Below are 21,333 nucleotides of genomic sequence, written 5' to 3' on the forward strand. Positions count from 1 at the left end.
TGATACAATGGAAGATGTAAAACAACGAATAGAGGAGCTTAGGGAATTAATTGAATATCATAATCACAGGTATTATGTACTTGATAATCCAGAAATCAGTGATTTCGAATATGATAAACTTATGAATGAATTAAAAAAATTAGAAAAGGAGTATCCTCAGTTTCAAAGTGAAACCTCACCTACACAAAGGGTAGGAGGTAAACCTTTAAAGGAGTTTAAACAGGTTCAGCATGTTATCCCAATGCTGAGTCTTCAGGATGTATTCAGCTTTGAGGAGTTAAGAGAATGGGATAACAGGGTTAAAGGTGCTGTTGGGGAGGTTCAATATGTTGTTGAACTTAAAATAGATGGGCTATCTGTTTCTTTATTATACGAAAATGGAGAATTAGTGAGAGGTGCAACAAGGGGAGACGGTAATATTGGGGAAGATGTTACCCAAAACGTAAAGACTATTAAAAGTATCCCATTAAGAATCAAGGATAAGTCCCTGTTAGAAGTAAGGGGAGAGGTATATATGTCAAAGGATACCTTTGAAAAGCTCAATGCACAAAGAGAAGAGCTTGAACAGCCAACATTTGCAAACCCCAGAAATGCGGCAGCAGGTTCACTTAGGCAGCTGGATTCAAGGATTGTTGCTGAAAGGAATTTAGACGCATTTATATTTAATATTCAAAGGTATGAAGGAACTAAAATATCAACCCACAAAGAAGCCCTTGATTATTTAGAGGATATAGGATTTAAGGTGAGTCCAAGGCGAAATGTATGCAAAAATATAGATGATGTTATAAAGGTTATAGAAAATATCGGAGAAACAAGGGGAGAGCTTCCCTTTGAAATAGATGGTGTAGTTATAAAGGTAAATGAACTGGATAAAAGGGAAATACTTGGAACAACCGCAAAAACTCCAAGGTGGGCAGCTGCATATAAATTTCCTGCTGAGAAAAAGAAAACAAAGTTAAAGGATATCATACTTCAGGTTGGCAGAACGGGGGCAGTAACTCCAACTGCAGTTTTAGAACCCGTCAGAATAGCAGGTTCAACTGTATCAAGAGCAACACTTCATAACGAAGATTATATAAGGGAAAAGGACATAAGAATTGGGGATTATGTAGTTATACAAAAGGCTGGTGAAATAATTCCAGAGGTTGTAGAAGTTGTTTTTGAGGAAAGAACAGGGGATGAGGTAGAATTTAAAATGCCTGAAAAGTGTCCAGAATGTGGTGGAGATGTTGTCAGGGAAGATGGAGAGGCAGCGGCAAGGTGTACTAATATTTCATGTCCGGCTCAGCTAAAAAGAAGTATAATTCACTTTGCTTCAAGGGATGCAATGAATATAGAAGGTTTGGGGCCTCAGATAATAAATTTATTGTTAGAGAACAATCTTATTAAAAATGCTGCGGATTTATATTATTTGAAGTTTGAAGATGTTATTAATCTGGAAAGGATGGGCAAAAAATCTGCCCAAAACCTGATAAACTCAATACAAAAAACTAAGGATAATGATATAGATAAATTTATTTTTGGTCTAGGAATCAGATTTATTGGAAGCAAAGGGGCTAAAAATCTGGCAAAGGCTTTTAAGTCAATAGATAATTTAATGAAAGCGTCATATGAGGAACTTATTTCAGTAGATGAAATAGGAAATAAAATGGCAGAGAGCATAGTATCTTTCTTTAAAGAAGTTCACAATATTGAGTTAATAGAGAAGTTCCGTTCTGCTGGTTTAAACTTTGAGTTAAAATCTAAAAATACTGATCAAAGTGAAATATTTAAGGGATTAACCTTTGTTCTTACTGGTACATTATCAAAATATACAAGGAATGAAGCCCAGGAAATAATTGAATCCCTCGGAGGAAAAGTTTCATCAAGTGTCTCAAAGAAAACAAGCTTTGTGTTAGCAGGTGAAGAAGCAGGAAGTAAATTAAAGAAAGCCCAGGAGCTTGGTGTTAAAATCATTTCAGAAGATGAGTTTGAAATAATGGTTAATGAAGGTGATAAAGTATGAAAATTTTAGATTATCTGACATGGATAATGTTTATTTTTTCACTTTTACTTACTTTGTGCACTATAATTGTTTTATTCGGATTGGCATATATGCCTGCATTGTCCAGTTTAAAACCATTACAGATAAGTCTGGCTGTAACCTTTTTTATGTGGGGTGTCAATAATCTTTACAATAACTATGCAGAGGATGGTAAAAAGAATTTTTTCTACTGCACAATTATAGCAGGGATTTTCCTTGTCTTTGTAGTCTTAGGAATATATTGATTATGAAATATGTATTGGAGCTACAATTAAGTGTTATAATTTTATGAATTTTTAACATAACTGTGTTAGTTATATAACCATTTATGTTATAATATTTGCTATTATATATTTTATATAAAAACTGAAGAAAGGCGGGATATAATGGCAGTAACAATCAAAGATGTTGAATATGTTGCAAAGCTTGCAAGATTGGAGTTCAATGAGCAGCAAATGCAGAAATTCACTCAGGATTTAAATGGAATTTTAGGTTATGTTGAAAAGTTATCTGAGGTTGATACTGAAGGAGTTGAAATAAGCATTCATCCCTTCCCAATGTTTAATGCTTTAAGAGAGGATATTGTAAGACCTTCATTAGATAGAGAAGAAGCACTTTTAAATGCACCTGAAAAGGAAGATAATCTGTTTAAAGTACCAAAGGTTATAGAATAGGAGGGATACGATGCATCGAAAAACCATACATGAGATAAGGGACTTGTTAAGAAAAAAAGAGGTTACAGCTGTTGAGGTAACTGAGAATTCACTTAAAAGAATAAATGAAATTGATGATAAACTTGGTGCCTTCGTAAGCATTGAAGCTGATAAAGCTTTGGAGGCGGCAAGGGAAGTTGATAAAAAGCTTCAGGCAGGGGAAACACTTCCAGATCTTGCTGGAATACCTATGGCATTAAAGGATAATATGTGTATGAAGGGAACAATAAGTACATGTTCCTCAAGAATGATGGAGGGTTTCCTTTCACCATATGATGCTACTGTAGTTGAAAGACTTAAGGCAAATGGAGCTGTAATTGTAGGAAAGGCAAATATGGACGAGTTTGCAATGGGGTCTTCAACTGAAACATCAGCATTTAAGCTTACAAAAAATCCATATGACTTGGAAAGAGTTCCTGGTGGTTCATCAGGAGGTTCTGCTGCTTCAGTTGCAGCTGGGGAGGTTTATTATTCATTAGGTTCTGATACAGGTGGCTCAATTAGACAACCTGCTTCACTTTGCGGACTTGTAGGTTTTAAGCCTACATATGGAAGGGTTTCAAGATATGGACTTGTTGCCTTTGCATCATCACTTGATCAGATTGGTCCATTTACAAAGGATGTAGAGGATTGTGCAATAGTTATGAATACCCTTGCAGGACATGATCCAATGGATTCTACAAGTGCAAAGGTTGAAGTGCCTGATTATACGAAATTTTTAACAAAGGATATCAGGGGCATGAGGATAGGTATGCCAAAGGAATACTTTGGTGAAGGTGTGCCTGAGGATATGAGAAAATGTATGATGGAGGCAATAGATGTTTTAAAGAGTTTAGGTGCTGAGATAAAGGAAATAAGCCTTCCCTTATCAGAATATGCACTTGCAGTTTATTACATATTGGCAAGCTCAGAGGCAAGTTCTAATCTCGCAAGATTTGATGGGATAAGATATGGATATAGGGCAAAGGAATTCACTGATGCCATAGATATATATGTAAAGTCAAGAACAGAGGGTTTTGGAGATGAAGTAAAGAGAAGAATAATGCTTGGAACATATGCTTTATCTGCAGGATATTATGATGCATATTATAAAAAGGCATTAAGAGTTAGAACAAGAATAATTAATGAATACAAAGAAGCCTTCAAGGAAGTAGATGTAATAGTTTCACCAACTTCTCCATCAGTTGCATTTAAGTTTGGTGAGAAGACGGCAAATCCTCTTGAAATGTATCTTTCAGATATTTATACAGTTCCTGTGAATATTGCAGGAGTGCCAGGAGTTTCCGTACCAGCAGGTTTTATAAAAGGACTCCCAGCAGGACTTCAATTTATAGGTAACTACTTTGAAGAAGGTACTTTACTAAAAGTTGCACATGCCTTTGAACAGGCAACTGACCACCATAAGGTCAGACCAACAATATAGGAGGTGCAGATATGAAATACGAAGCTATAATTGGGCTAGAAGTTCATGTTGAGCTGGCAACAAAAACAAAGATGTATTGTTCATGTACAACAGAATTCGGAGGAGATACTAATAATCACTGTTGTCCTGTATGTTTAGGACTTCCAGGATCACTTCCGGTTTTAAATAAAGAAGCTGTGAACTATGCAATTAAGGCAGGTCTTGCTTTAAACTGTACTATAAATAAAGAGACATACATGGCTAGAAAAAATTATTTCTATCCTGATTGCCCTAAAAATTACCAGATAACTCAGGATGAAACACCACTTTGCACAGATGGATATATAGAGGTTGCAGGTGAAGATGGAGAAAAGAAAATCAGAATACATAGAATTCATATAGAAGAAGATACAGGAAAGGGATTCCACAGGGTGGATGGTTCATATTATGATTTTAACCGTGCCGGAGTTCCATTGATAGAGATAGTATCATCACCAGACATGAGAACACCTCAGGAAGCTAAGGAATATCTTGAAAAATTAAAGGCTATACTTCAATATGTGGGTGTATCAGACTGTAAAATGGAAGAAGGCTCTTTAAGATGTGATGCCAATGTATCTATAAGACCAGAAGGCTCAGAGGAGTTTGGGGTTAAGGTGGAAATAAAAAATATGAACTCCTTTAGAGCAGTAGAAAAGGCTATAGAATATGAAATAAAAAGACAAATAAAAGCAGTGGAAAATGGAGAAGATATAGTTCAGGAAACAAGAAGATGGGATGAATCCAGGTTAGAGACAGTATCAATGAGAAGTAAGGAACATGCCCATGATTACAGATATTTTCCAGATGCAGATATTATCTCCCTGTCAGTTGATGATGAATGGATAAACAGGGTTAAGGAAAGCCTTCCAGAACTTCCTGAACAGAAAAAGACAAGATACGTTAAAGAACTTGGTCTTCCAGAATATGATGCAATGATTTTAACAATGTCAAAATCACTGGCAGCATTTTTTGAAGCATGTGTTGCTGAAGGTGGAAATCCAAAGGAAGTAAGTAACTGGATGATGGGAGAACTGTTAAGAACACTAAATGATAAAATGCTTGAAATTGATGATGTTAAATTTAGACCTGCTGACTTGGTTAAGCTTATAGAGCTTATAAATAAGGGCACAATCTCAGGAACAATTGCTAAGAAGGTATTTAAAGAAATGTTTGAAACAGGAAACAATCCTGAGAAGATAGTTGAAGAAAAGGGAATGGTTCAGGTTTCAGATGAAGGAGCTATTATTGAGATAATCAATAAAGTTTTAGATGAAAATCCTCAGTCGGTAATTGATTTTAAAAATGGCAAAACTAAGGCTATGGCTTTATAGTTGGCCAGGTTATGAAGGCTTCTAAAGGAAAAGCAAATCCACAGCTGGTAAATCAGCTATTAGAGGCTGAACTTAATAAGAGATAGTAGAAAACAGCTTACATAAGGTAAGCTGTTTTTTTGAAAATCTATCTATATGATTGAAAAACAAGTGAATTTCTTATTACAAGTAAAGAAAGAAAAAAAGCAAAAGAATAACCATAACATTAAGTATATACTCCACATTGCTAATTGTTGAAGTAGAAATATAAAAGTTGTATTATTAATTCTGGATGGTGTTATATTTTGACTGGCAGGTGGTTATAAAAATGAATAACAAAAATAGAATTTTAATTGTTGAAGATGAGGATTATATAAGAAAATTTATAAAAATAAATCTTGAGAGGGAAAATTTTGAAGTCATTGAAGCTTCTAGTGGGGAAGAGGCATTAGAAAAAATAAGAAAAATAAATCTTGATGTGGCTGTTTTGGATGTTATGCTTCCAGGTATTGATGGTTTTCAGGTTTGTAAAACTTTAAGAGAAAAGGACGATAAAACTGGCATAATTATGTTAACAGCAAGGGGACAGGATATAGATAAAATAAATGGATTAAAATCTGGTGCAGATGATTATTTAGTAAAGCCCTTTAATCCTTTGGAACTAATCTTGAGAATAAAAGCAATATTAAGAAGAATGGAAAAAACAAAAGATATCAGTGAAATTATAAATTATGGTATATTCAAATTAGATGGTTATTCAAAAAAGATTTTTAAAAATAACAGTGAAATAGAAATGACTCCAACGGAATATTCCATTATGGAATTGTTTATCAATAATCCAGGAAAAGCATTTTCAAGGGATGATATTTTAAATAATGTCTGGGGCTATGATTTTGTAGGAGACGCAAAAATTGTTGATGTAAATATAAGGCGAATTAGAACTAAGATTGAGGATGACCCAGCTGCACCTGTTTATATAGAAACGGTTTGGGGAGTAGGATACAGGTTTAAAAAAATATAAAATTTGGTGATTTTAATGAAGAGTATAAGAGGTAAACTTCTAGGAAGTTTTTTATTTATTATAATTATAACTGTTTTAACAATAGAAGGATTTTTTATTTTTGCAGTAAGAAATTATTTTTACAGAAGTGTTGAAGAGATTCTTGTTAATAAAATCAATATGTCAACTGAATTATATGAAAATATTTTTCATATACAGATTTAGAACAGAACATACTGGATAGTGTGGATTTTTTCTATAGAGATGAGACAATCCAGGTACAGATTTATGATAAGGATGGAAAGCTCTTAATGGATTCAATTGGAGTTGATAATATTAAGGATTGGCAGAATACAGGGGTTAAAAAGGCCTTTCAGGGGAAATCAATACATATACTGGAACAGTGGATTATGATAATTCAGAAATTATGGCTGTTTATTCACCTTTAAAGAGCAGTGAGAAAATAGAGGGCGTAATTTGCTTTATAACCTCTTTAAGACAGGTAAATAACCAGATATTAAAGATTTCATTGATGATAATATTTATTGGTTTTTTCGTCCTTATTGTATCGGGAATGATAAGTATTAAAATAGCTGATGGTATAGTTAGACCAATTAAGGAGTTAACTTCAGCTGCAGAAAAAATGGCTGGTGGCGATTTTAAAGCGAAAAGTATAAAAAGGTACAATGATGAAATAGGAAAATTAGCTGAAACTTTTAATTATATGTCAGAAGAAATTTTAAAAAGGGATAAAATTAAAGACGAATTTATTTCTTCAGTTTCCCATGAACTTAGAACTCCACTGACATCTATTAAAGGCTGGGCAGTAACTTTGAAAACTGGAGATTTAGAAGACAAAGAGATCTTAACTACCGGTCTTGATATAATTGAGAACGAAAGTGACAGATTAACTTCTATGGTAGAGGAGCTTTTAAACCTTTCAAGCTTCATTTCAAGGGGAAATAAATTATCAAAAACCAGATTTCAGCTTTTAGGTTTTATTAAAAACATAAAGAAACAGCTTGAACCCAGGGTAAATGAAGCAGGAATTAATCTTTTGATAAATACTTTAAATGACGAAGTATACTTATTTGCTGATTTAGATAAAATAAAACAGGTTTTTATAAATATTATAGATAACGCCATCAGGTTTACTAAAAGTGGAGGAAATATAATAGTAGATTATTATGTTGAAGATGATTATATATATATAAAAATTAAAGACAACGGTGCTGGTATACCTGAGGATGAGCTTCCATATGTTAAGGATAAATTTTTTAAAGGAAAGAGCAGTAAATCTAAAAATGGTATAGGCCTTGCTATTTGTGATGAGATAATCAGGCAGCATGGTGGTATACTTGATATAAAAAGTAAAGTTAACCAAGGTACAGAAGTTGTGATAAGACTTCCTTACACGGAGGCTAATTATGAAGAATAAAGTGATACATATAATATTGATTTCAAGTTTAATAGTGCTTTTTTCTTCCTGCAAAGCTCCCAATGATATAAGCAGCAATACAATGCCCCCAGAAAACAATAGAATATCTATAACAGGAGAATGGTTAATCAGTAAGCTTAACTATAGTTACCCCAAAGATAAAGAGTCAGATATTCAGAAATTTAATGGAAAAACAGCAGTATTTAGCAGAGATTTTGTCATAATAGGGGAAGAATATTATTATAATCCACAGTACAGCTTAAAAGTTGTTAATGCAGATGAATACTTTATTTATCAGTATAAAATACTGCCTGGGGATTTGAAGATTGAAAATAAAAAGGTTCAGGTTATAACGGTAAAAGTTGAAAAACAATATCTTTTTGAAGTAATTAAATTGAATGAGGATAGACTGATAGTCAATATAAATGGTATTTTTGTTAACCTTAACAGGTTATCCAAAACTACAGAAAAGGAAATAAGCAGGTATGTTGGAAAAAATCAAAATAAAGAAGATGTAAAAAAAGTAATTAAAGGGAAATCCTCAGTATTAGTATTAGGTGTTGCATACAAAGCTAAGGATAGAAATAAACAAATATATAAAACATTCTTGTTTTCTAGTAAAAATGGAGAAATAGGTGAAATTTTAGTTAGTAATGATTTAATATTTCCAAGGAAAAATGGTTTTTGGAGAGTAGATATTAATGACGAAAATTTAAATATCTATCCATTAAACAATAAGTTACAGGGTATTAAATTGAAAGAATGGCCAATAAACAGAATTGTTTTTTTAGGTAACGATTTTATTTCCTTTGAATTAAAGGACAATGATAGATTCATTTATAGAAATTATCCAATAGATGCAGTAAATGTTCAAAATTCAGTAAAAATATCTGATTTATATAAGGAATATGGCAGGAGAATATTTTATGAAAAGGCTTTAAAATTTTCTGATGGAGAAGTATACAGAGCTATTGATGAAAGTAATTTTACCCTTTCACGTAAAAGTGGTCACTGGATTTTAAAGGGAAGGGTTAACAACAGCAACAGGGAAGTATCAGATTTTAATCTACAGTTAATACCTTCAAATAAAATGGTTTTCTACGATGATTTATGTATGAACTGGGCATATATTAAATCCAAAATACCAGAGGCAAAGGATGCATTTACTTCTCCAAATGGAGATATAGCCGTGGTTTTTACCCCCAAGGAAATACAAATGTACAATATAGAAGGAAAAAAACTTTCAGATAAGCCTAAGAAAATACTAAAGATTAATGGACAGAATGATATTATTATGGCAGAGTGGGCCCTTGGAGAATACTATGTGGAAAATTGGAGGGAAGTATTTTTAAATAATTCAGCAAGAAAGGTAAAATAGATATAAATTTAAATTTAAAAGAACCTCTAAGGAATAATGATATTTCTTAGGGGTTCTTTTAACAAATCGTGTTATTTAATTAAAAAATTACTGTATTCAGCACTTACAGGCTGCAATTTTCCGTTGATAAATGACCAGATAGATATAACATTTGATATTGTATCTGCATTACATGTTCCTGATATTCGTTGATAACCTTCAAGGGAGTATGTGCCATCACCATCATAATCAATTGGTTTTAACAAAGAAAATGGTGTTCCCCATACTGTATAATCAGTTAAAACCTTGCCACTTTCGTCATATAAATAGGATTCTTTTCCGTCCTTTGTGTAAACTTTTGTTTCTGTATATTCTTTTTTGTTTGCACTTACATCAATAATAAATTTTTTGTTTATCAAATTACTAGTGATTTCTGCTTTAAAATCATCGATAAATTTTCCTTCAAGCTTTAGACCTTCATTATTATCTTCAGAAAAAATGATAACAGGTTTATCATTTTTAAAAGTTACTATTGTGTGGTTTACGATACCGCCGCTTCCACCGGTATCAGCAGAAACAAATATATCTTTAACTTTATCCCCTGAGAAATCCCCAATAAATAAGCTGCTGTTGTATCCTGAAAAATCCTTTAAATTTGCATATGTTATCTTATGTGTTTTCCCGTTTTCAATAACAATATCTATATTATCTGAGAAAATATCCTGTTTTTTTTCTTTAACTCCAGTTAATATAAGATGGTCTTTAATTTTATCACCGTTAACATCTTCAAATTTATAATCAATAATGTAGGTGTTATTTTTTAATTTAAGGTTTTTAAAAGAAATTTTGTTACCAACCTGGTATTTTGTTTCATTTTTATTTGAAACAGCAAATGTAAAGGTAGAAAAACTTAAGATTCCAGTGAGGGATAAAAGCAGTATTTTCTTATAGATTTTTTTATTCATCTTACACACTCCTTTAAAAATTCATTAATAAGTATAGATTTATGTTATAAGGGATCCCTGATTAAAATAATCATTACATGAGTAATTATAAAAAAATATCAATTTGTAAGGGTAACAAAAAAATTTCATGGAGGTTACAAAAAAGTTAAAGAATAAAATGTTACTAGATTTATAGTTTAAAAGATAGAGTATATGTCTAATTTTTATAACATATATTTTATTAAAGCATAGGGTTTTAAGAAGGTGATTTAATGAGACTGCTTGATTTAATATATTATAAATTCAATAAAAAAGCTGTTGATGAGGGTATGAAGTATATAAAAAGAATATCTGTTAAAAAATTTACTGCAGTATATATAAAAAGATTAACCTATAAACATGATGATTTTAAAATAATAAAACAATTACCTGAATGTGTAGATATACTTTCCTGGAGAGGTAATAAAAAATATTTGTTCAGATATCATAAAGCTGACATTATTTTTTGATGACTATGAGAATTTAATGAATTTATCTGAAAGGTATGAAGTTAACAGGGTATTTTATCTTACCAGCGGGAATTTTGAAGAAAAAATATTCAGGAATCATAGAAATTTATGGATGTTTACAAGTTTTAAAATGGAGCTTTTAGATTGTTTTCACATAGTTAAAAAATTTTTGGGTTTCAAAAGAAGTTGGATAAGTTTAAATGATAATAATGATAATTTTGACATATTCTCTCCTTAAAAAATATTCTACGACAAATCAAGTAATTTTTTTGTAAATGCAATATTCAGAAAATAAATTCATTTAAGCAAGATATCAGCACATTTTATATTGAATTGTACAAGGTAGAAGATTAGTTAATATTTAGGCAATGTAATAATTTGAAGAAAATTAAAATAAAAAAATTAATTGACTGAATATTACAAAAATACTAAAATTTAAATATACATTTATTGGGACAAACTATTTGTCAGGATGTGAATTAAAGTCAAGGAGCTTTAAAACCTGACTTTAAACAAAATAAAACAAAAGGGGTGTGGTGGATGTTAAATTACATAGTCAAAAGAATCATTTCTGGTGTAATTACACTTTGGGTTGTAATTACTATCACATTTATTTTAATGCATTTAATTCCTGGTGGGCCTTTTGATAAGGAGAAGAAAGTTCCAGACAAAGTAAAAAAAGCTATGGAGGCTAGATATAATCTTGACAAACCTTTATGGTGGCAATATGGTGATTATCTAAAAGGACTTGTCAAATTTGATTTAGGACCATCTTTTAAATATGAAGGCAGGACTGTAAATGAGATTATAAAAACTGGATTTCCAGTATCAGCTCAATTGGGAGGAGTTGCAGTTATATTTTCATTGCTTCTTGGACTACCCTTTGGGATTATTTCAGCGCTGAAACAGGGAAAATGGCAGGATAATTTAGTTATGTTTTTGGCAACTATCGGGATAACGGTACCAAGCTTTGTTCTGGCAACACTTTTACTTTATGTATTCGGCTTGAAATTAGGGTGGTTCCCGACTATGCGATGGGGAACACCTTTACATTACGTGCTGCCGGTAATTGCTTTAGCAGGTTCACCAACAGCTATAATTTCAAGGCTAACAAGATCAAGTCTTTTAGATGTAGTAAGGCAGGATTACATTAGAACAGCCAGAGCTAAAGGTATACCTGAAAAAATAGTTATATATAAACATGCATTGAAAAATGCATTAATACCAGTATTAACATATTTAGGACCCCTGATAGCTGCAGTTCTTACAGGTAGTTTTGTAATTGAAAAGATATTCACAATACCCGGTCTTGGAAAACAGTTTGTAGAGAGTATAACTAATAGAGATTTTACAACTATACTTGGAACAACAGTTTTTTATAGCGTTTTGTTAGTTGTGTGTAATCTAATAGTTGATATTCTGTACGCAGTTGTTGATCCAAGAATAAAATTGGATAATTAGGGGGTGTAAAGATGAGTGAAAGAATAGATAGCAGATTATTTGAACCTCTAACTGTTGATAAGGAAGAAATCAATAAAATTGTAAGACCTAACTTAACATACTGGCAGGATGCCTGGAGAAGGCTTAAACAGAATAAGGTGGCAATAATATCATTGGTCATATTGGTATTAATGATTATAATTGCAGTATTTGGCCCAATGTTCTCTAAATATGATTATAGAACAAATGATTTAGCAGGGGGTAACCAGTTTCCTTCAGCTGAACATTGGTTTGGTACTGACGAGCTTGGAAGGGATTTGTTTGTAAGAAATCTATATGGAACTAGAATTTCATTGGCGGTTGGGATAGGAGCAGCATTTCTTGAATTTTTTATCGGAGTAATATATGGAGGTATTTCAGGATATTATGGTGGGAATGTTGATAACATTATGATGCGTATCGTCGATGTTCTTTTTAGTGTACCAACTGTTCTTTATGTAATTCTTTTAATGGTTGTATTTGGAAGTGGATTAAAAAACATCTTTATTGCTCTTGGAATTTCATATTGGGTTGGAATGGCCAGAATTGTAAGGGGACAAATGCTTGCCTTAAAACAGCAGGAGTTTGTATTAGCAGCAAGGGCCTTAGGAGCAAGTAACAGAAGAATAATTTTAAGACATCTGGTTCCAAACAGCATGGGACCTATCATAGTAACAGCAACAATGGCAATCCCTTCAGCTATATTTACAGAAGCTTTTCTAAGTTTTATAGGTCTTGGAGTATCAGCGCCAATGGCGTCCCTTGGTGTTTTGTGTAATGATGCAATAATCACTTATAGAACGTATTTTTTCCAGTTACTCTTCCCGGCATTAACATTGTGCATCATGATGCTTGCTTTTAACTTATTTGGTGATGGATTAAGGGATGCACTTGATCCGAAGATGAGAAAGTAGGGGGGATAAAATGGAAAAGTTGCTTAAGGTGCAGGATTTACATACATCGTTTTTTACTTATGCAGGGGAGGTTAAGGCTGTTAGGGGTATCAGTTTTGACCTTGATAGAGGCGAAGCTATTGGTATTGTTGGGGAGTCGGGTTGTGGTAAAAGTGTAACAATGATGTCTATATTAAGATTATTAACAGATACGGGGAAAATTAAAAAAGGGAATGCGTATTTTGAAGGTAGGGATCTGACAAAATTAACTAACGAAGAGATGCTGAAAATCAGGGGTAATGAGATTAGCATGATATTTCAAGATCCTATGACTTCTCTGAATCCAGTTTTTACAATTGGAGACCAGTTAAGGGAACCTCTTATCAGACATAAAAAGATGAATAAAGCTGAAGCTAGTAAAAAAGCAATAGAGCTTTTAAGGTTAGTTGGCATTCCTGAGGCTGAGAAAAGATTAAAACAATATCCACATGAGTTCTCCGGTGGAATGAGGCAAAGGGTTATGATAGCTATGGCCCTTGCTTGTGACCCCAAATTAGTTATTGCTGATGAACCAACTACTGCCCTAGATGTTACTATACAGGCGCAAATTCTGGAATTGATGAAGGAATTAAAGAATAAAATTAATACATCAATCATATTAATTACCCATGATCTTGGGGTGGTGGCAGACTTGTGTAATAGAATAAATGTGATGTATGGTGGGATTATTGTAGAGAGTGGTGATAAGAGAGATATTTTTTATAGAACAGCCCATCCTTATACATTAGGGCTACTTAAGAGTGTACCAAATCCTAAAACCCTTGTTAAAGAGAGGTTAAAACCTATAGATGGTCAGCCGCCTGATTTGATACAGCCGCCAATAGGTTGTCCATTCACTCCGAGATGTCAATTCGCCATGAAGATATGTGCAGAAAAACAGCCACCATACTTTGAGATCAATGAAGGTCATAGATCGGCATGTTGGCTCAATCATCCTGATGCACCAAGAACAATACCTTCTCTAGGAAGGGGGAGAGAATAATGGGAAGTGATGGAGCTAAGAATTTAATAGAGATAAAGAACCTGAAAAAATTTTTCCTGTAAAAAAGGGCTTCTTTGCAAAAAGTACAAGTTTTGTAAAAGCAGTTGATGATGTTTCCTTTCAAATAAGAAGGGGTGAAACCCTTGGATTAGTGGGAGAATCCGGCTGTGGAAAAACGACATGCGGAAGAACCGTACTTAAATTATATGAACCCACAGGTGGTAGTATTATTTATGATGGCAAAGATATAACAAAGTTAAATCCAAATGCAATGCTTCATTATAGAAGGAAAATGCAGATAATCTTTCAGGACCCATATGCTTCATTAGATGCAAGAATGACTGTTGGAGATATTATAGGTGAATCTATTGATATACATAAACTTATGAATAAAAAAGAAAGATTGGAAAGAATACATTATTTATTAGATAAAGTAGGATTAAATGCTGAGCATGCAAGTAGATACCCACATGAGTTCTCAGGAGGACAAAGGCAAAGAATTGGTATAGCCAGAGCACTTGCAGTACAGCCAGAATTTATTGTCTGTGATGAGCCTATATCCGCTTTGGATGTTTCAATTCAGGCCCAGGTTGTAAACATGCTTGAAGATCTCCAGGAACAATTAGGACTTACATACTTATTTATTGCCCATGACTTATCTATGGTTAAACATATTTCTAACAGGGTAGGTGTTATGTATCTTGGAAAGATGGTAGAAATGGCTGAAAGTAACGAACTTTACACAAAACCTTTGCATCCATACACCCAGGCTCTGCTATCTGCAATACCAATACCTGATCCAGATGAAAGTGAAGGAAGAAAGAGAATCCTTCTTGAAGGAGAAATACCATCACCAATAGATCCTCCGCCTGGATGCAGATTTAGGGTTAGATGTAAATATGCCAAACCTATATGTGCTGAAAAACAACCTGAGTTTAAAGATATGGGTGGGGAACATTATGTAGCTTGTCATTTATTCAGCTGAATTTAATTATGAAACCTTTTAATTTATATAAAGGTTAAATTTTAAAGGGGGGTTATTATGAAAAAGAAAAACCTTGTCAAAGTTTTAGCAGCATTGCTTGGCGTACTTATGATTGTTTCAATGTTTTCAGGATGCGGTAAGAGTGGCTCCGATGCAAATCAAAAGATAATTTATAATCTTGGTGCTGAGCCAGATACAATCGATCCTGCTTTCAATGAAGCGGTAGATGGTGGAAACGTAATAAACGCAGTTTTTGAAGGACTTACAAGACTTGATGAAAACAGTAAGGTAAAACCTGGTGTTGCAGAAAGCTGGGATGTTTCCGATGACCAATTGGTATATACCTTCCATTTAAGAAAAGATGCAAAATGGTCGGATGGTCAACCTGTAACTGCTAAGGATTTTGAATACGCATGGAAGAGAGTATTAAATCCAGAAACAGCAGCTCCATATGTTTCACAGCTCCTTTATATAAAGAATGCTCAGGCATATTTTGAAGGAAAGGCAAATGTTGAAGATTTAGGAATAGAAGTTGTTGATGATTATACACTAAAGGTAACCCTTGAAGCTCCAACACCATATTTCTTAGAGCTTTGTGCATTCGCAACTTTAATGCCAGTTAGAAAGGATATTGTTGAAGCAAACAAGGACACATGGGCAACAAAACCAGAAACATACATAGGAAACGGCCCATTTGTTTTAAAAACATGGTCTCATAATGATGCAATGGAGTTTGAAAAAAATAAGAATTACTGGGATGAAAAAAATGTAAAATTAACTAGTATGACATGGGTAATGGTTGTAGAGGCATCATCAGCACTAGTATCATATGAAAAAGGGGAAATTGATTTCTTTGAAGCTCCTCCAGCTAGTGATATGGAAAGGTTGAAGAACAGTGGAGATCTACAGACATTCCCATATCTTGGAACATACTATATAATGTTTAACACTAAAAAGGCACCTTTTGATAATCCAAAGGTTAGAAGAGCCTTAGCTCTTGCATTCAGCAGACAACCAATTATAGACGCAGCATTAAAGGGAGGACAAAAGCCTGCAACTGCCTTTGTACCATATGGAATATATGATGCTGATGGAACAACAGAGTTCAGAGTAAAGGGTGGAGATTTCTACCCAGCTGAGGGTAATGTAGAAGAAGCAAAGAAACTTCTTGCAGAAGCTGGATATCCTGATGGAAAGGGATTCCCAGAAGTAACTTATTTATATAACACAAGTGAAGCTCACAAGAAGGTTGCTGAAGCGATTCAAGATATGTGGAAGAAAAATTTAGGAATAAACGTTAAATTGGCTAACCAGGAATGGAAAGTATTCCAGAATACAAGAAAAGCAGGAGATTATCAAATAGCAAGAGGTGGTTGGATAGGTGACTACATGGATCCAATGACATTTATAGATTTATTCTTATCCAAATCAGATCTGAACGATCCAAAATACAATAACCCTGTTTACGATGATTATGTGGCTAAGGCTAAGAAAGAAGCTAATAAAGAAACAAGAATGCAATATCTCCATGAAGCTGAAAAGACTTTAATGACAGATATGCCTATAGCTCCAATTTATTTCTATACAAATAATGTATGTATAAAGCCATACGTTAAAGGGGTTATAAAGACTCCAATGGGTAATGTTTATTTTGACCGTGTATATATAGATGAAAGTTTAAAAAAGTAATAAATTAATTAAAAGTAAACAATAATAAAGAAGGAGAGATGGTTTTTTAAACCAACTTTCCTTCTTTATTATTTTTGATTTATTCGAATGAGAAAATTCAGTTACACGATACAAAAAGAAGATAATAAATTAATTGTAAACAATATTCAAAAAATTAATATATCTAAATTTTCAGTTATATGAATGAATAATTTGTTCATTATATGTCATTGTGTATAAAATACATTAATTACAATCAAAATAAGAAATATAGTGAATAATTATAAACAATATGGATATTGTTAAAAAATAAATTTCACATGTAAAGATATGTAAAAATATGCGATAAAAATGAATGTGAAATTTCAGAAAAATTATAGTATACTTAAAGAAAAATCTACATTTAGTTAAATTTAAATTAAAATAAATTTAAAAAAATGCCTTATTTTCTGCGAAAATCAATGAAATTATCTATTGTATCAACTGTAATTGTCGTAAAATATAAAAAATTTTGTTGCAAATGATAAATAAATAATTTAATATATAAATAACTTATTTTTGAAATTTTCTAATTTTGCTAAGGGGGAACATTATTTAAAAGAAAGTAGGGAGGAGAAAGAATGCTAAATTATATTCTTAAAAGAATTTTTGCAAGTATCATAACCCTTTGGGTGGTTGTTACTGTAACGTTTTTTTTAATGCGTGCAATACCAGGAGGACCATTTGATGGGGAAAAGGCTCTGCCGCCACAAGTTAAGGCAAATTTAGAGGCAAAGTTTGGATTAGACAAACCTGTATCAGAACAATATGCAATGTACATGAAAAATCTTTTAAAAGGACAATTAGGTCCAAGTATGAAATATGAAGGTAGAACAGTTAATGACGTTATTTCATACTCTTTCCCTGCAACAGCAAAATTAGGACTTGTAGCAGTTTCCTTTTCTGTTGTTTTAGGTATCTTATTCGGTATAGCTGCAGCCCTTAATCAGGGTAAGTGGCAGGATAGTGCCAGCTTGGTTGTCTCAACCATAGGTGTTACGGTGCCTAGTTATGTTTTATCTACGTTTTTAATATATATATTTGCTGTTAAGCTAGGTGTTTTACCAGCTATTGGGTTTGATGGACCAGAGTATTACATTATGCCAGCCATAGCAATTGGACTTCACTCACTGGCAGTTGTAACAAGACTGACAAGATCAAGTATTCTTGATGTTATAAGACAGGACTACATTAGAACAGCAAAGGCAAAGGGTATGTCCAGACAGGTAGTAATATATAAACATGCTCTTAGAAACGCACTAATACCAGTTGTAACTTATTTAGGACCATTAATAGCTGGGGTACTTACAGGAAGTTTCGTTGTAGAATCAATCTTTAGTATTCCAGGTCTTGGAAGAGAGTTTGTTACAAGTATTTCAAATAGAGATTATACAACAACTCTGGGGGTAACAGTATTTTACAGTTCACTATTGATTGGAATGAACTTTTTAGTTGACTTGTTATATGCTGTAATTGACCCAAGAATTAAACTTGAAGGCTAAGGAGGGGGACACATGGAAATAACTAAAGATTTATTTGAACGAGTTCCCAAAGATGAAAGGGATTTAAATAAAATCGTTAGACCAAGCCTTACCTATTGGCAGGATGCTTGGAGAAGACTAAAGATGAACAAATTGGCTATGGGTGGTCTTTTCTTCGTAATATTTATAACCTTAGTTGCGATTTTTGGACCAATGCTATCAAAATATAACTATTACTCACAGGATTTTGCCATACAAAATCAAGGTCCTAGCGGAACTCACTGGTTTGGAACTGATAATTTCGGTAGAGATATTTTTGTCAGAATCTTATACGGAGCTAGAATATCACTTACAGTAGGTTATGTTGCTAGTATTCTAAATCTTACCATTGGTGTTCTGTATGGTGGAATAGCAGGATACTTTGGCGGTTGGGTAGACAACGTGATGATGAGAATTATAGATATTCTTTATTCTATACCAACTATGATATACGTTATTTTGCTTATGACAGTTATGGGAGCAGGACTTAAGAGTATAATAATTGCCCTTGCAATATCTTACTGGGTGGGTATGGCAAGAATAGTAAGAGCACAGGTTTTAGCTTTGAAACAACAGGAGTTTGTTCTTGCAGCAAGAACACTGGGGGCTTCTAATACAAGAATACTTTTAAGACATTTAATACCAAACAGTATGGGACCAATAATAGTTACATTAACTTTATCAATACCTTCTGCAATATTTACTGAATCATTCTTAAGCTTTATAGGTCTTGGGGTATCAGCTCCTATGGCTTCATGGGGAACATTAACTTCAGAAGCATTACAGGTGTATTTAATATATCCATATCAGCTGTTCTTCCCAGCAGGAGCAATATGTTTAACATTATTCGCATTCCAGCTATTAGGTGATGGATTAAGAGATGCACTAGATCCTAAGATGCGTAAGTAGTAAGGGGGGAAAGTTCGTGGAAAAACTATTAGAGATAAAGAATCTGGAAACATCATTTTACACACATGCAGGAGAAGTAAAAGCAGTTAGGGGAGTATCCTTCCATTTAGATAAAGGAGAAGCTTTAGGGATAGTTGGTGAGTCAGGTAGTGGAAAGAGTATCACAATGATGTCACTTATGAGACTGCTTTCAGATAATGGAAAAATAAAAAAAGGGGAACTAATCTTCGATGGAAGAGATTTGGCTAAACTTTCAGAAGAGGAGATGCAGAATATCAGAGGAAATGAAATAGGTATGATATTTCAAGATCCAATGACATCTTTAAATCCTGTTCTTACAATAGGCGATCAGCTAACAGAACCCCTTATAAAACACAGAAAAATGACAAAACAACAGGCTTTTGAAAGGGCTGTCAAGATGATGACCTTGGTAGGCATACCAAGTCCTGAGAGCAGAATGAAACAATATCCTCATGAGTTTTCAGGTGGTATGAGACAGAGGGTTATGATTGCTATGTCACTTGTATGCGAACCTAAGCTGATAATAGCTGATGAACCTACAACTGCACTTGACGTTACAATACAGGCACAAATACTTGAATTAATGAAAGATTTAAAGGAAAAAATAAATGCATCAATCATTTTAATAACCCACGACCTAGGTGTTGTTGCTGATGTGTGCAACAGAATAAATGTAATGTACGGGGGAATGATTGTAGAAACAGGAAGTACAAAGGATATATTCTATAATCCAAAACATCCATATACCTGGGGATTGTTAAAGAGTATACCAAATCCTAATGAAGAAGAGAGAGAAAGATTGATTCCTATAGATGGTCAACCACCAGATTTAATTAAACCTCCAGTTGGTTGTCCATTTGCACCAAGATGTGAATATGCTATGAAGATTTGTATGACAGAAAACCTTCCAGTATTTGAAGTTGGTGAGAATCATAAGGCTGCATGCTGGCTGAATCACCAAGATGCACCAAAGGTTGAACCACCAGTAGGAAGGAGGAACTTATAATGGATAAGAACAAAGCTTTAATCGAAATAAAAAACTTGAAAAAATATTTCCCTATAAAAAAGGGATTGCTTAAAAAAACAGTTGCAAATGTAAAAGCAGTTGATGATGTCTCCTTCACTATAAACAAAGGTGAAACCTTAGGATTGGTTGGTGAGTCAGGCTGCGGTAAGACTACTACTGGTAGAACTATAATTAAACTCTATCAGCCAACTTCAGGTCAAATAATCTACGGTGGCAAAGATATTGCTAAACTTAGTGAAAAGGAGATGGCTCCTTACAGAAGAAAAATGCAGATGATATTCCAGGATCCATATGCATCACTGGATGCCAGAATGACAGTTGGAGATATCATAGGTGAAGCAATTGATATTCATAAGCTTATGACTGGAAAGGAAAGAACTGAAAGAATTCAGTACCTTCTTGACAGGGTTGGTCTAAATAGTGAACATGCAAATAGATATCCACATGAGTTTTCAGGTGGACAAAGACAAAGAATTGGAATTGCAAGAGCTCTTGCTGTTCAACCTGAGTTTATAGTTTGTGATGAGCCTATTTCAGCCCTGGATGTGTCAATTCAGGCACAGGTAATTAACATGCTTGAGGATTTACAAAATGATATGGGATTAACATATCTATTCGTAGCTCATGACCTGTCAATGGTTAAACATATATCTAACAGAATTGGGGTTATGTATTTAGGTAAAATGGTTGAGCTTTGTGAAAGTAATGAGCTTTACAAAAAACCTCTACACCCTTACACACAAGCGCTATTATCCGCTATACCTGTTCCAGATCCAGAACAGGCAGCTGCAAGACAAAGAATTGTTCTTGAGGGTGAAATTCCTTCACCAATAGATCCGCCTCCTGGATGCAGATTTAAAGGAAGATGTAGATATGCAAAACCTATATGTTCTCAACAGGAACCGGTATTTAAGGATTTAGGTGGAGGTCACTTTGTAGCTTGTCACTTATATTAATTAAGTAATTATTCGGCGGCAAAGCCGCCGAATAAAATATACATAAAAGGGGAGGA

At 33.5% G+C, this 21,333-nt stretch carries 19 protein-coding genes and 2 pseudogenes; 20 read left to right on the forward strand and 1 reads right to left on the reverse strand.

Features of this window, described 5'->3' with window-relative positions:
* The first annotated feature begins 7 nt into the window (after nucleotides 1-7).
* From ligA to Q428_RS10645, 10 genes and pseudogenes are all read left to right on the forward strand, one after another.
* Nucleotides 8-2,005 carry an NAD-dependent DNA ligase LigA gene (gene ligA, locus Q428_RS10610; protein ID WP_035380809.1) on the forward strand — a complete coding sequence of 666 codons (1,998 nt, stop codon included), beginning with the start codon at nucleotides 8-10 and terminating at the stop codon, nucleotides 2,003-2,005.
* Complete coding sequence (locus Q428_RS10615; protein WP_035380775.1) at nucleotides 2,002-2,268, forward strand: hypothetical protein; 267 nt, start codon at nucleotides 2,002-2,004, stop codon at nucleotides 2,266-2,268. The genes ligA and Q428_RS10615 overlap by 4 nt, the downstream gene beginning before the upstream one ends.
* A 141-nt stretch (nucleotides 2,269-2,409) precedes the next feature.
* The gene (gatC, locus tag Q428_RS10620) at nucleotides 2,410-2,697 is read left to right on the forward strand and encodes an Asp-tRNA(Asn)/Glu-tRNA(Gln) amidotransferase subunit GatC (protein ID WP_035380777.1); all 288 of its coding nucleotides are present in this window, start codon (nucleotides 2,410-2,412) and stop codon (nucleotides 2,695-2,697) included.
* Nucleotides 2,698-2,707: 10 nt separating this feature from the next.
* Nucleotides 2,708-4,159, forward strand: coding sequence for an Asp-tRNA(Asn)/Glu-tRNA(Gln) amidotransferase subunit GatA (gene gatA, locus Q428_RS10625; protein WP_035380779.1), 1,452 nt, complete (start codon nucleotides 2,708-2,710; stop codon nucleotides 4,157-4,159).
* An 11-nt stretch (nucleotides 4,160-4,170) separates the two neighbouring features.
* A pseudogene (gene gatB / locus Q428_RS10630) lies at nucleotides 4,171-5,597 on the forward strand (Asp-tRNA(Asn)/Glu-tRNA(Gln) amidotransferase subunit GatB).
* A gap of 221 nt (nucleotides 5,598-5,818) precedes the next feature.
* Nucleotides 5,819-6,511 carry a response regulator transcription factor gene (locus Q428_RS10635; protein WP_035380781.1) on the forward strand — a complete coding sequence of 231 codons (693 nt, stop codon included), beginning with the start codon at nucleotides 5,819-5,821 and terminating at the stop codon, nucleotides 6,509-6,511.
* A 15-nt stretch (nucleotides 6,512-6,526) separates the two neighbouring features.
* Nucleotides 6,527-6,715, forward strand: coding sequence for a hypothetical protein (locus tag Q428_RS16045; protein WP_242847826.1), 189 nt, complete (start codon nucleotides 6,527-6,529; stop codon nucleotides 6,713-6,715).
* 20 nt (nucleotides 6,716-6,735) lie between these two features.
* The gene (locus Q428_RS16050) at nucleotides 6,736-6,939 is read left to right on the forward strand and encodes a hypothetical protein (RefSeq protein WP_242847827.1); all 204 of its coding nucleotides are present in this window, start codon (nucleotides 6,736-6,738) and stop codon (nucleotides 6,937-6,939) included.
* Nucleotides 6,918-7,928: a sensor histidine kinase gene (locus Q428_RS10640; protein ID WP_242847828.1), complete on the forward strand. Its 1,011-nt coding sequence runs from the start codon at nucleotides 6,918-6,920 to the stop codon at nucleotides 7,926-7,928. The genes Q428_RS16050 and Q428_RS10640 overlap by 22 nt, the downstream gene beginning before the upstream one ends.
* Nucleotides 7,918-9,306, forward strand: a complete 1,389-nt coding sequence (locus Q428_RS10645; protein ID WP_035380783.1) for a hypothetical protein — start codon at nucleotides 7,918-7,920, stop codon at nucleotides 9,304-9,306. Before Q428_RS10640 ends, Q428_RS10645 begins: the two co-directional genes overlap by 11 nt.
* A gap of 71 nt (nucleotides 9,307-9,377) precedes the next feature.
* On the opposite strand, the gene Q428_RS10650 is transcribed toward Q428_RS10645, so the two are convergent.
* Nucleotides 9,378-10,250 carry a hypothetical protein gene (locus tag Q428_RS10650; RefSeq protein ID WP_035380811.1) on the reverse strand — a complete coding sequence of 291 codons (873 nt, stop codon included), beginning with the start codon at nucleotides 10,248-10,250 and terminating at the stop codon, nucleotides 9,378-9,380.
* A 251-nt stretch (nucleotides 10,251-10,501) separates the two neighbouring features.
* Here Q428_RS10650 and Q428_RS10655 point away from each other — a divergent pair, with 251 nt between their 5' ends.
* From Q428_RS10655 to Q428_RS10705, 10 genes and pseudogenes are all read left to right on the forward strand, one after another.
* A complete protein-coding gene (locus Q428_RS10655) occupies nucleotides 10,502-10,738 on the forward strand; it encodes a hypothetical protein (RefSeq protein ID WP_035380785.1) in 237 nt (78 codons plus the stop codon).
* 540 nt (nucleotides 10,739-11,278) lie between these two features.
* The gene (locus Q428_RS10665) at nucleotides 11,279-12,199 is read left to right on the forward strand and encodes an ABC transporter permease (protein WP_035380789.1); all 921 of its coding nucleotides are present in this window, start codon (nucleotides 11,279-11,281) and stop codon (nucleotides 12,197-12,199) included.
* A gap of 11 nt (nucleotides 12,200-12,210) precedes the next feature.
* On the forward strand, nucleotides 12,211-13,131 hold the full coding sequence (locus tag Q428_RS10670) for an ABC transporter permease (RefSeq protein WP_035380791.1): 921 nt from the start codon (nucleotides 12,211-12,213) through the stop codon (nucleotides 13,129-13,131).
* Nucleotides 13,132-13,141: 10 nt separating this feature from the next.
* Nucleotides 13,142-14,152: an ABC transporter ATP-binding protein gene (locus Q428_RS10675; RefSeq protein ID WP_035380793.1), complete on the forward strand. Its 1,011-nt coding sequence runs from the start codon at nucleotides 13,142-13,144 to the stop codon at nucleotides 14,150-14,152.
* Nucleotides 14,152-15,137: pseudogene (locus tag Q428_RS10680) on the forward strand (ABC transporter ATP-binding protein). Before Q428_RS10675 ends, Q428_RS10680 begins: the two are co-directional and overlap by 1 nt.
* Nucleotides 15,138-15,194: 57 nt before the next feature.
* Nucleotides 15,195-16,826 carry a peptide ABC transporter substrate-binding protein gene (locus Q428_RS10685; protein WP_035380795.1) on the forward strand — a complete coding sequence of 544 codons (1,632 nt, stop codon included), beginning with the start codon at nucleotides 15,195-15,197 and terminating at the stop codon, nucleotides 16,824-16,826.
* 599 nt (nucleotides 16,827-17,425) lie between these two features.
* Nucleotides 17,426-18,346, forward strand: coding sequence for an ABC transporter permease (locus tag Q428_RS10690; RefSeq protein ID WP_035380796.1), 921 nt, complete (start codon nucleotides 17,426-17,428; stop codon nucleotides 18,344-18,346).
* 12 nt (nucleotides 18,347-18,358) lie between these two features.
* The gene (locus tag Q428_RS10695; RefSeq protein ID WP_035380797.1) at nucleotides 18,359-19,273 is read left to right on the forward strand and encodes an ABC transporter permease; all 915 of its coding nucleotides are present in this window, start codon (nucleotides 18,359-18,361) and stop codon (nucleotides 19,271-19,273) included.
* A gap of 16 nt (nucleotides 19,274-19,289) precedes the next feature.
* Nucleotides 19,290-20,300, forward strand: coding sequence for an ABC transporter ATP-binding protein (locus tag Q428_RS10700; RefSeq protein ID WP_035380799.1), 1,011 nt, complete (start codon nucleotides 19,290-19,292; stop codon nucleotides 20,298-20,300).
* Complete coding sequence (locus Q428_RS10705; protein WP_035380800.1) at nucleotides 20,300-21,277, forward strand: ABC transporter ATP-binding protein; 978 nt, start codon at nucleotides 20,300-20,302, stop codon at nucleotides 21,275-21,277. The genes Q428_RS10700 and Q428_RS10705 overlap by 1 nt, the downstream gene beginning before the upstream one ends.
* The last annotated feature ends 56 nt before the right edge of the window (nucleotides 21,278-21,333 follow it).

Origin of the sequence: Fervidicella metallireducens AeB (assembly GCF_000601455.1) — a bacterium.
GTDB lineage: Bacteria > Bacillota > Clostridia > Clostridiales > Caloramatoraceae > Fervidicella > Fervidicella metallireducens.

Bases quoted from the DNA above. Each gene is read 5' to 3' on its own strand.
- ligA (WP_035380809.1), top strand. From the start codon at position 8: ATGGAAGATGTAAAACAACGAATAGAGGAGCTTAGGGAATTAATTGAA.
- Q428_RS10615 (WP_035380775.1), top strand. From the start codon at position 2,002: ATGAAAATTTTAGATTATCTGACATGGATAATGTTTATTTTTTCACTT.
- gatC (WP_035380777.1), top strand. From the start codon at position 2,410: ATGGCAGTAACAATCAAAGATGTTGAATATGTTGCAAAGCTTGCAAGA.
- gatA (WP_035380779.1), top strand. From the start codon at position 2,708: ATGCATCGAAAAACCATACATGAGATAAGGGACTTGTTAAGAAAAAAA.
- Q428_RS10635 (WP_035380781.1), top strand. From the start codon at position 5,819: ATGAATAACAAAAATAGAATTTTAATTGTTGAAGATGAGGATTATATA.
- Q428_RS16045 (WP_242847826.1), top strand. From the start codon at position 6,527: ATGAAGAGTATAAGAGGTAAACTTCTAGGAAGTTTTTTATTTATTATA.
- Q428_RS10640 (WP_242847828.1), top strand. From the start codon at position 6,918: ATGGCTGTTTATTCACCTTTAAAGAGCAGTGAGAAAATAGAGGGCGTA.
- Q428_RS10645 (WP_035380783.1), top strand. From the start codon at position 7,918: ATGAAGAATAAAGTGATACATATAATATTGATTTCAAGTTTAATAGTG.
- Q428_RS10650 (WP_035380811.1), bottom strand. From the start codon at position 10,250: ATGAATAAAAAAATCTATAAGAAAATACTGCTTTTATCCCTCACTGGA.
- Q428_RS10655 (WP_035380785.1), top strand. From the start codon at position 10,502: ATGAGACTGCTTGATTTAATATATTATAAATTCAATAAAAAAGCTGTT.
- Q428_RS10665 (WP_035380789.1), top strand. From the start codon at position 11,279: ATGTTAAATTACATAGTCAAAAGAATCATTTCTGGTGTAATTACACTT.
- Q428_RS10670 (WP_035380791.1), top strand. From the start codon at position 12,211: ATGAGTGAAAGAATAGATAGCAGATTATTTGAACCTCTAACTGTTGAT.
- Q428_RS10675 (WP_035380793.1), top strand. From the start codon at position 13,142: ATGGAAAAGTTGCTTAAGGTGCAGGATTTACATACATCGTTTTTTACT.
- Q428_RS10685 (WP_035380795.1), top strand. From the start codon at position 15,195: ATGAAAAAGAAAAACCTTGTCAAAGTTTTAGCAGCATTGCTTGGCGTA.
- Q428_RS10690 (WP_035380796.1), top strand. From the start codon at position 17,426: ATGCTAAATTATATTCTTAAAAGAATTTTTGCAAGTATCATAACCCTT.
- Q428_RS10695 (WP_035380797.1), top strand. From the start codon at position 18,359: ATGGAAATAACTAAAGATTTATTTGAACGAGTTCCCAAAGATGAAAGG.
- Q428_RS10705 (WP_035380800.1), top strand. From the start codon at position 20,300: ATGGATAAGAACAAAGCTTTAATCGAAATAAAAAACTTGAAAAAATAT.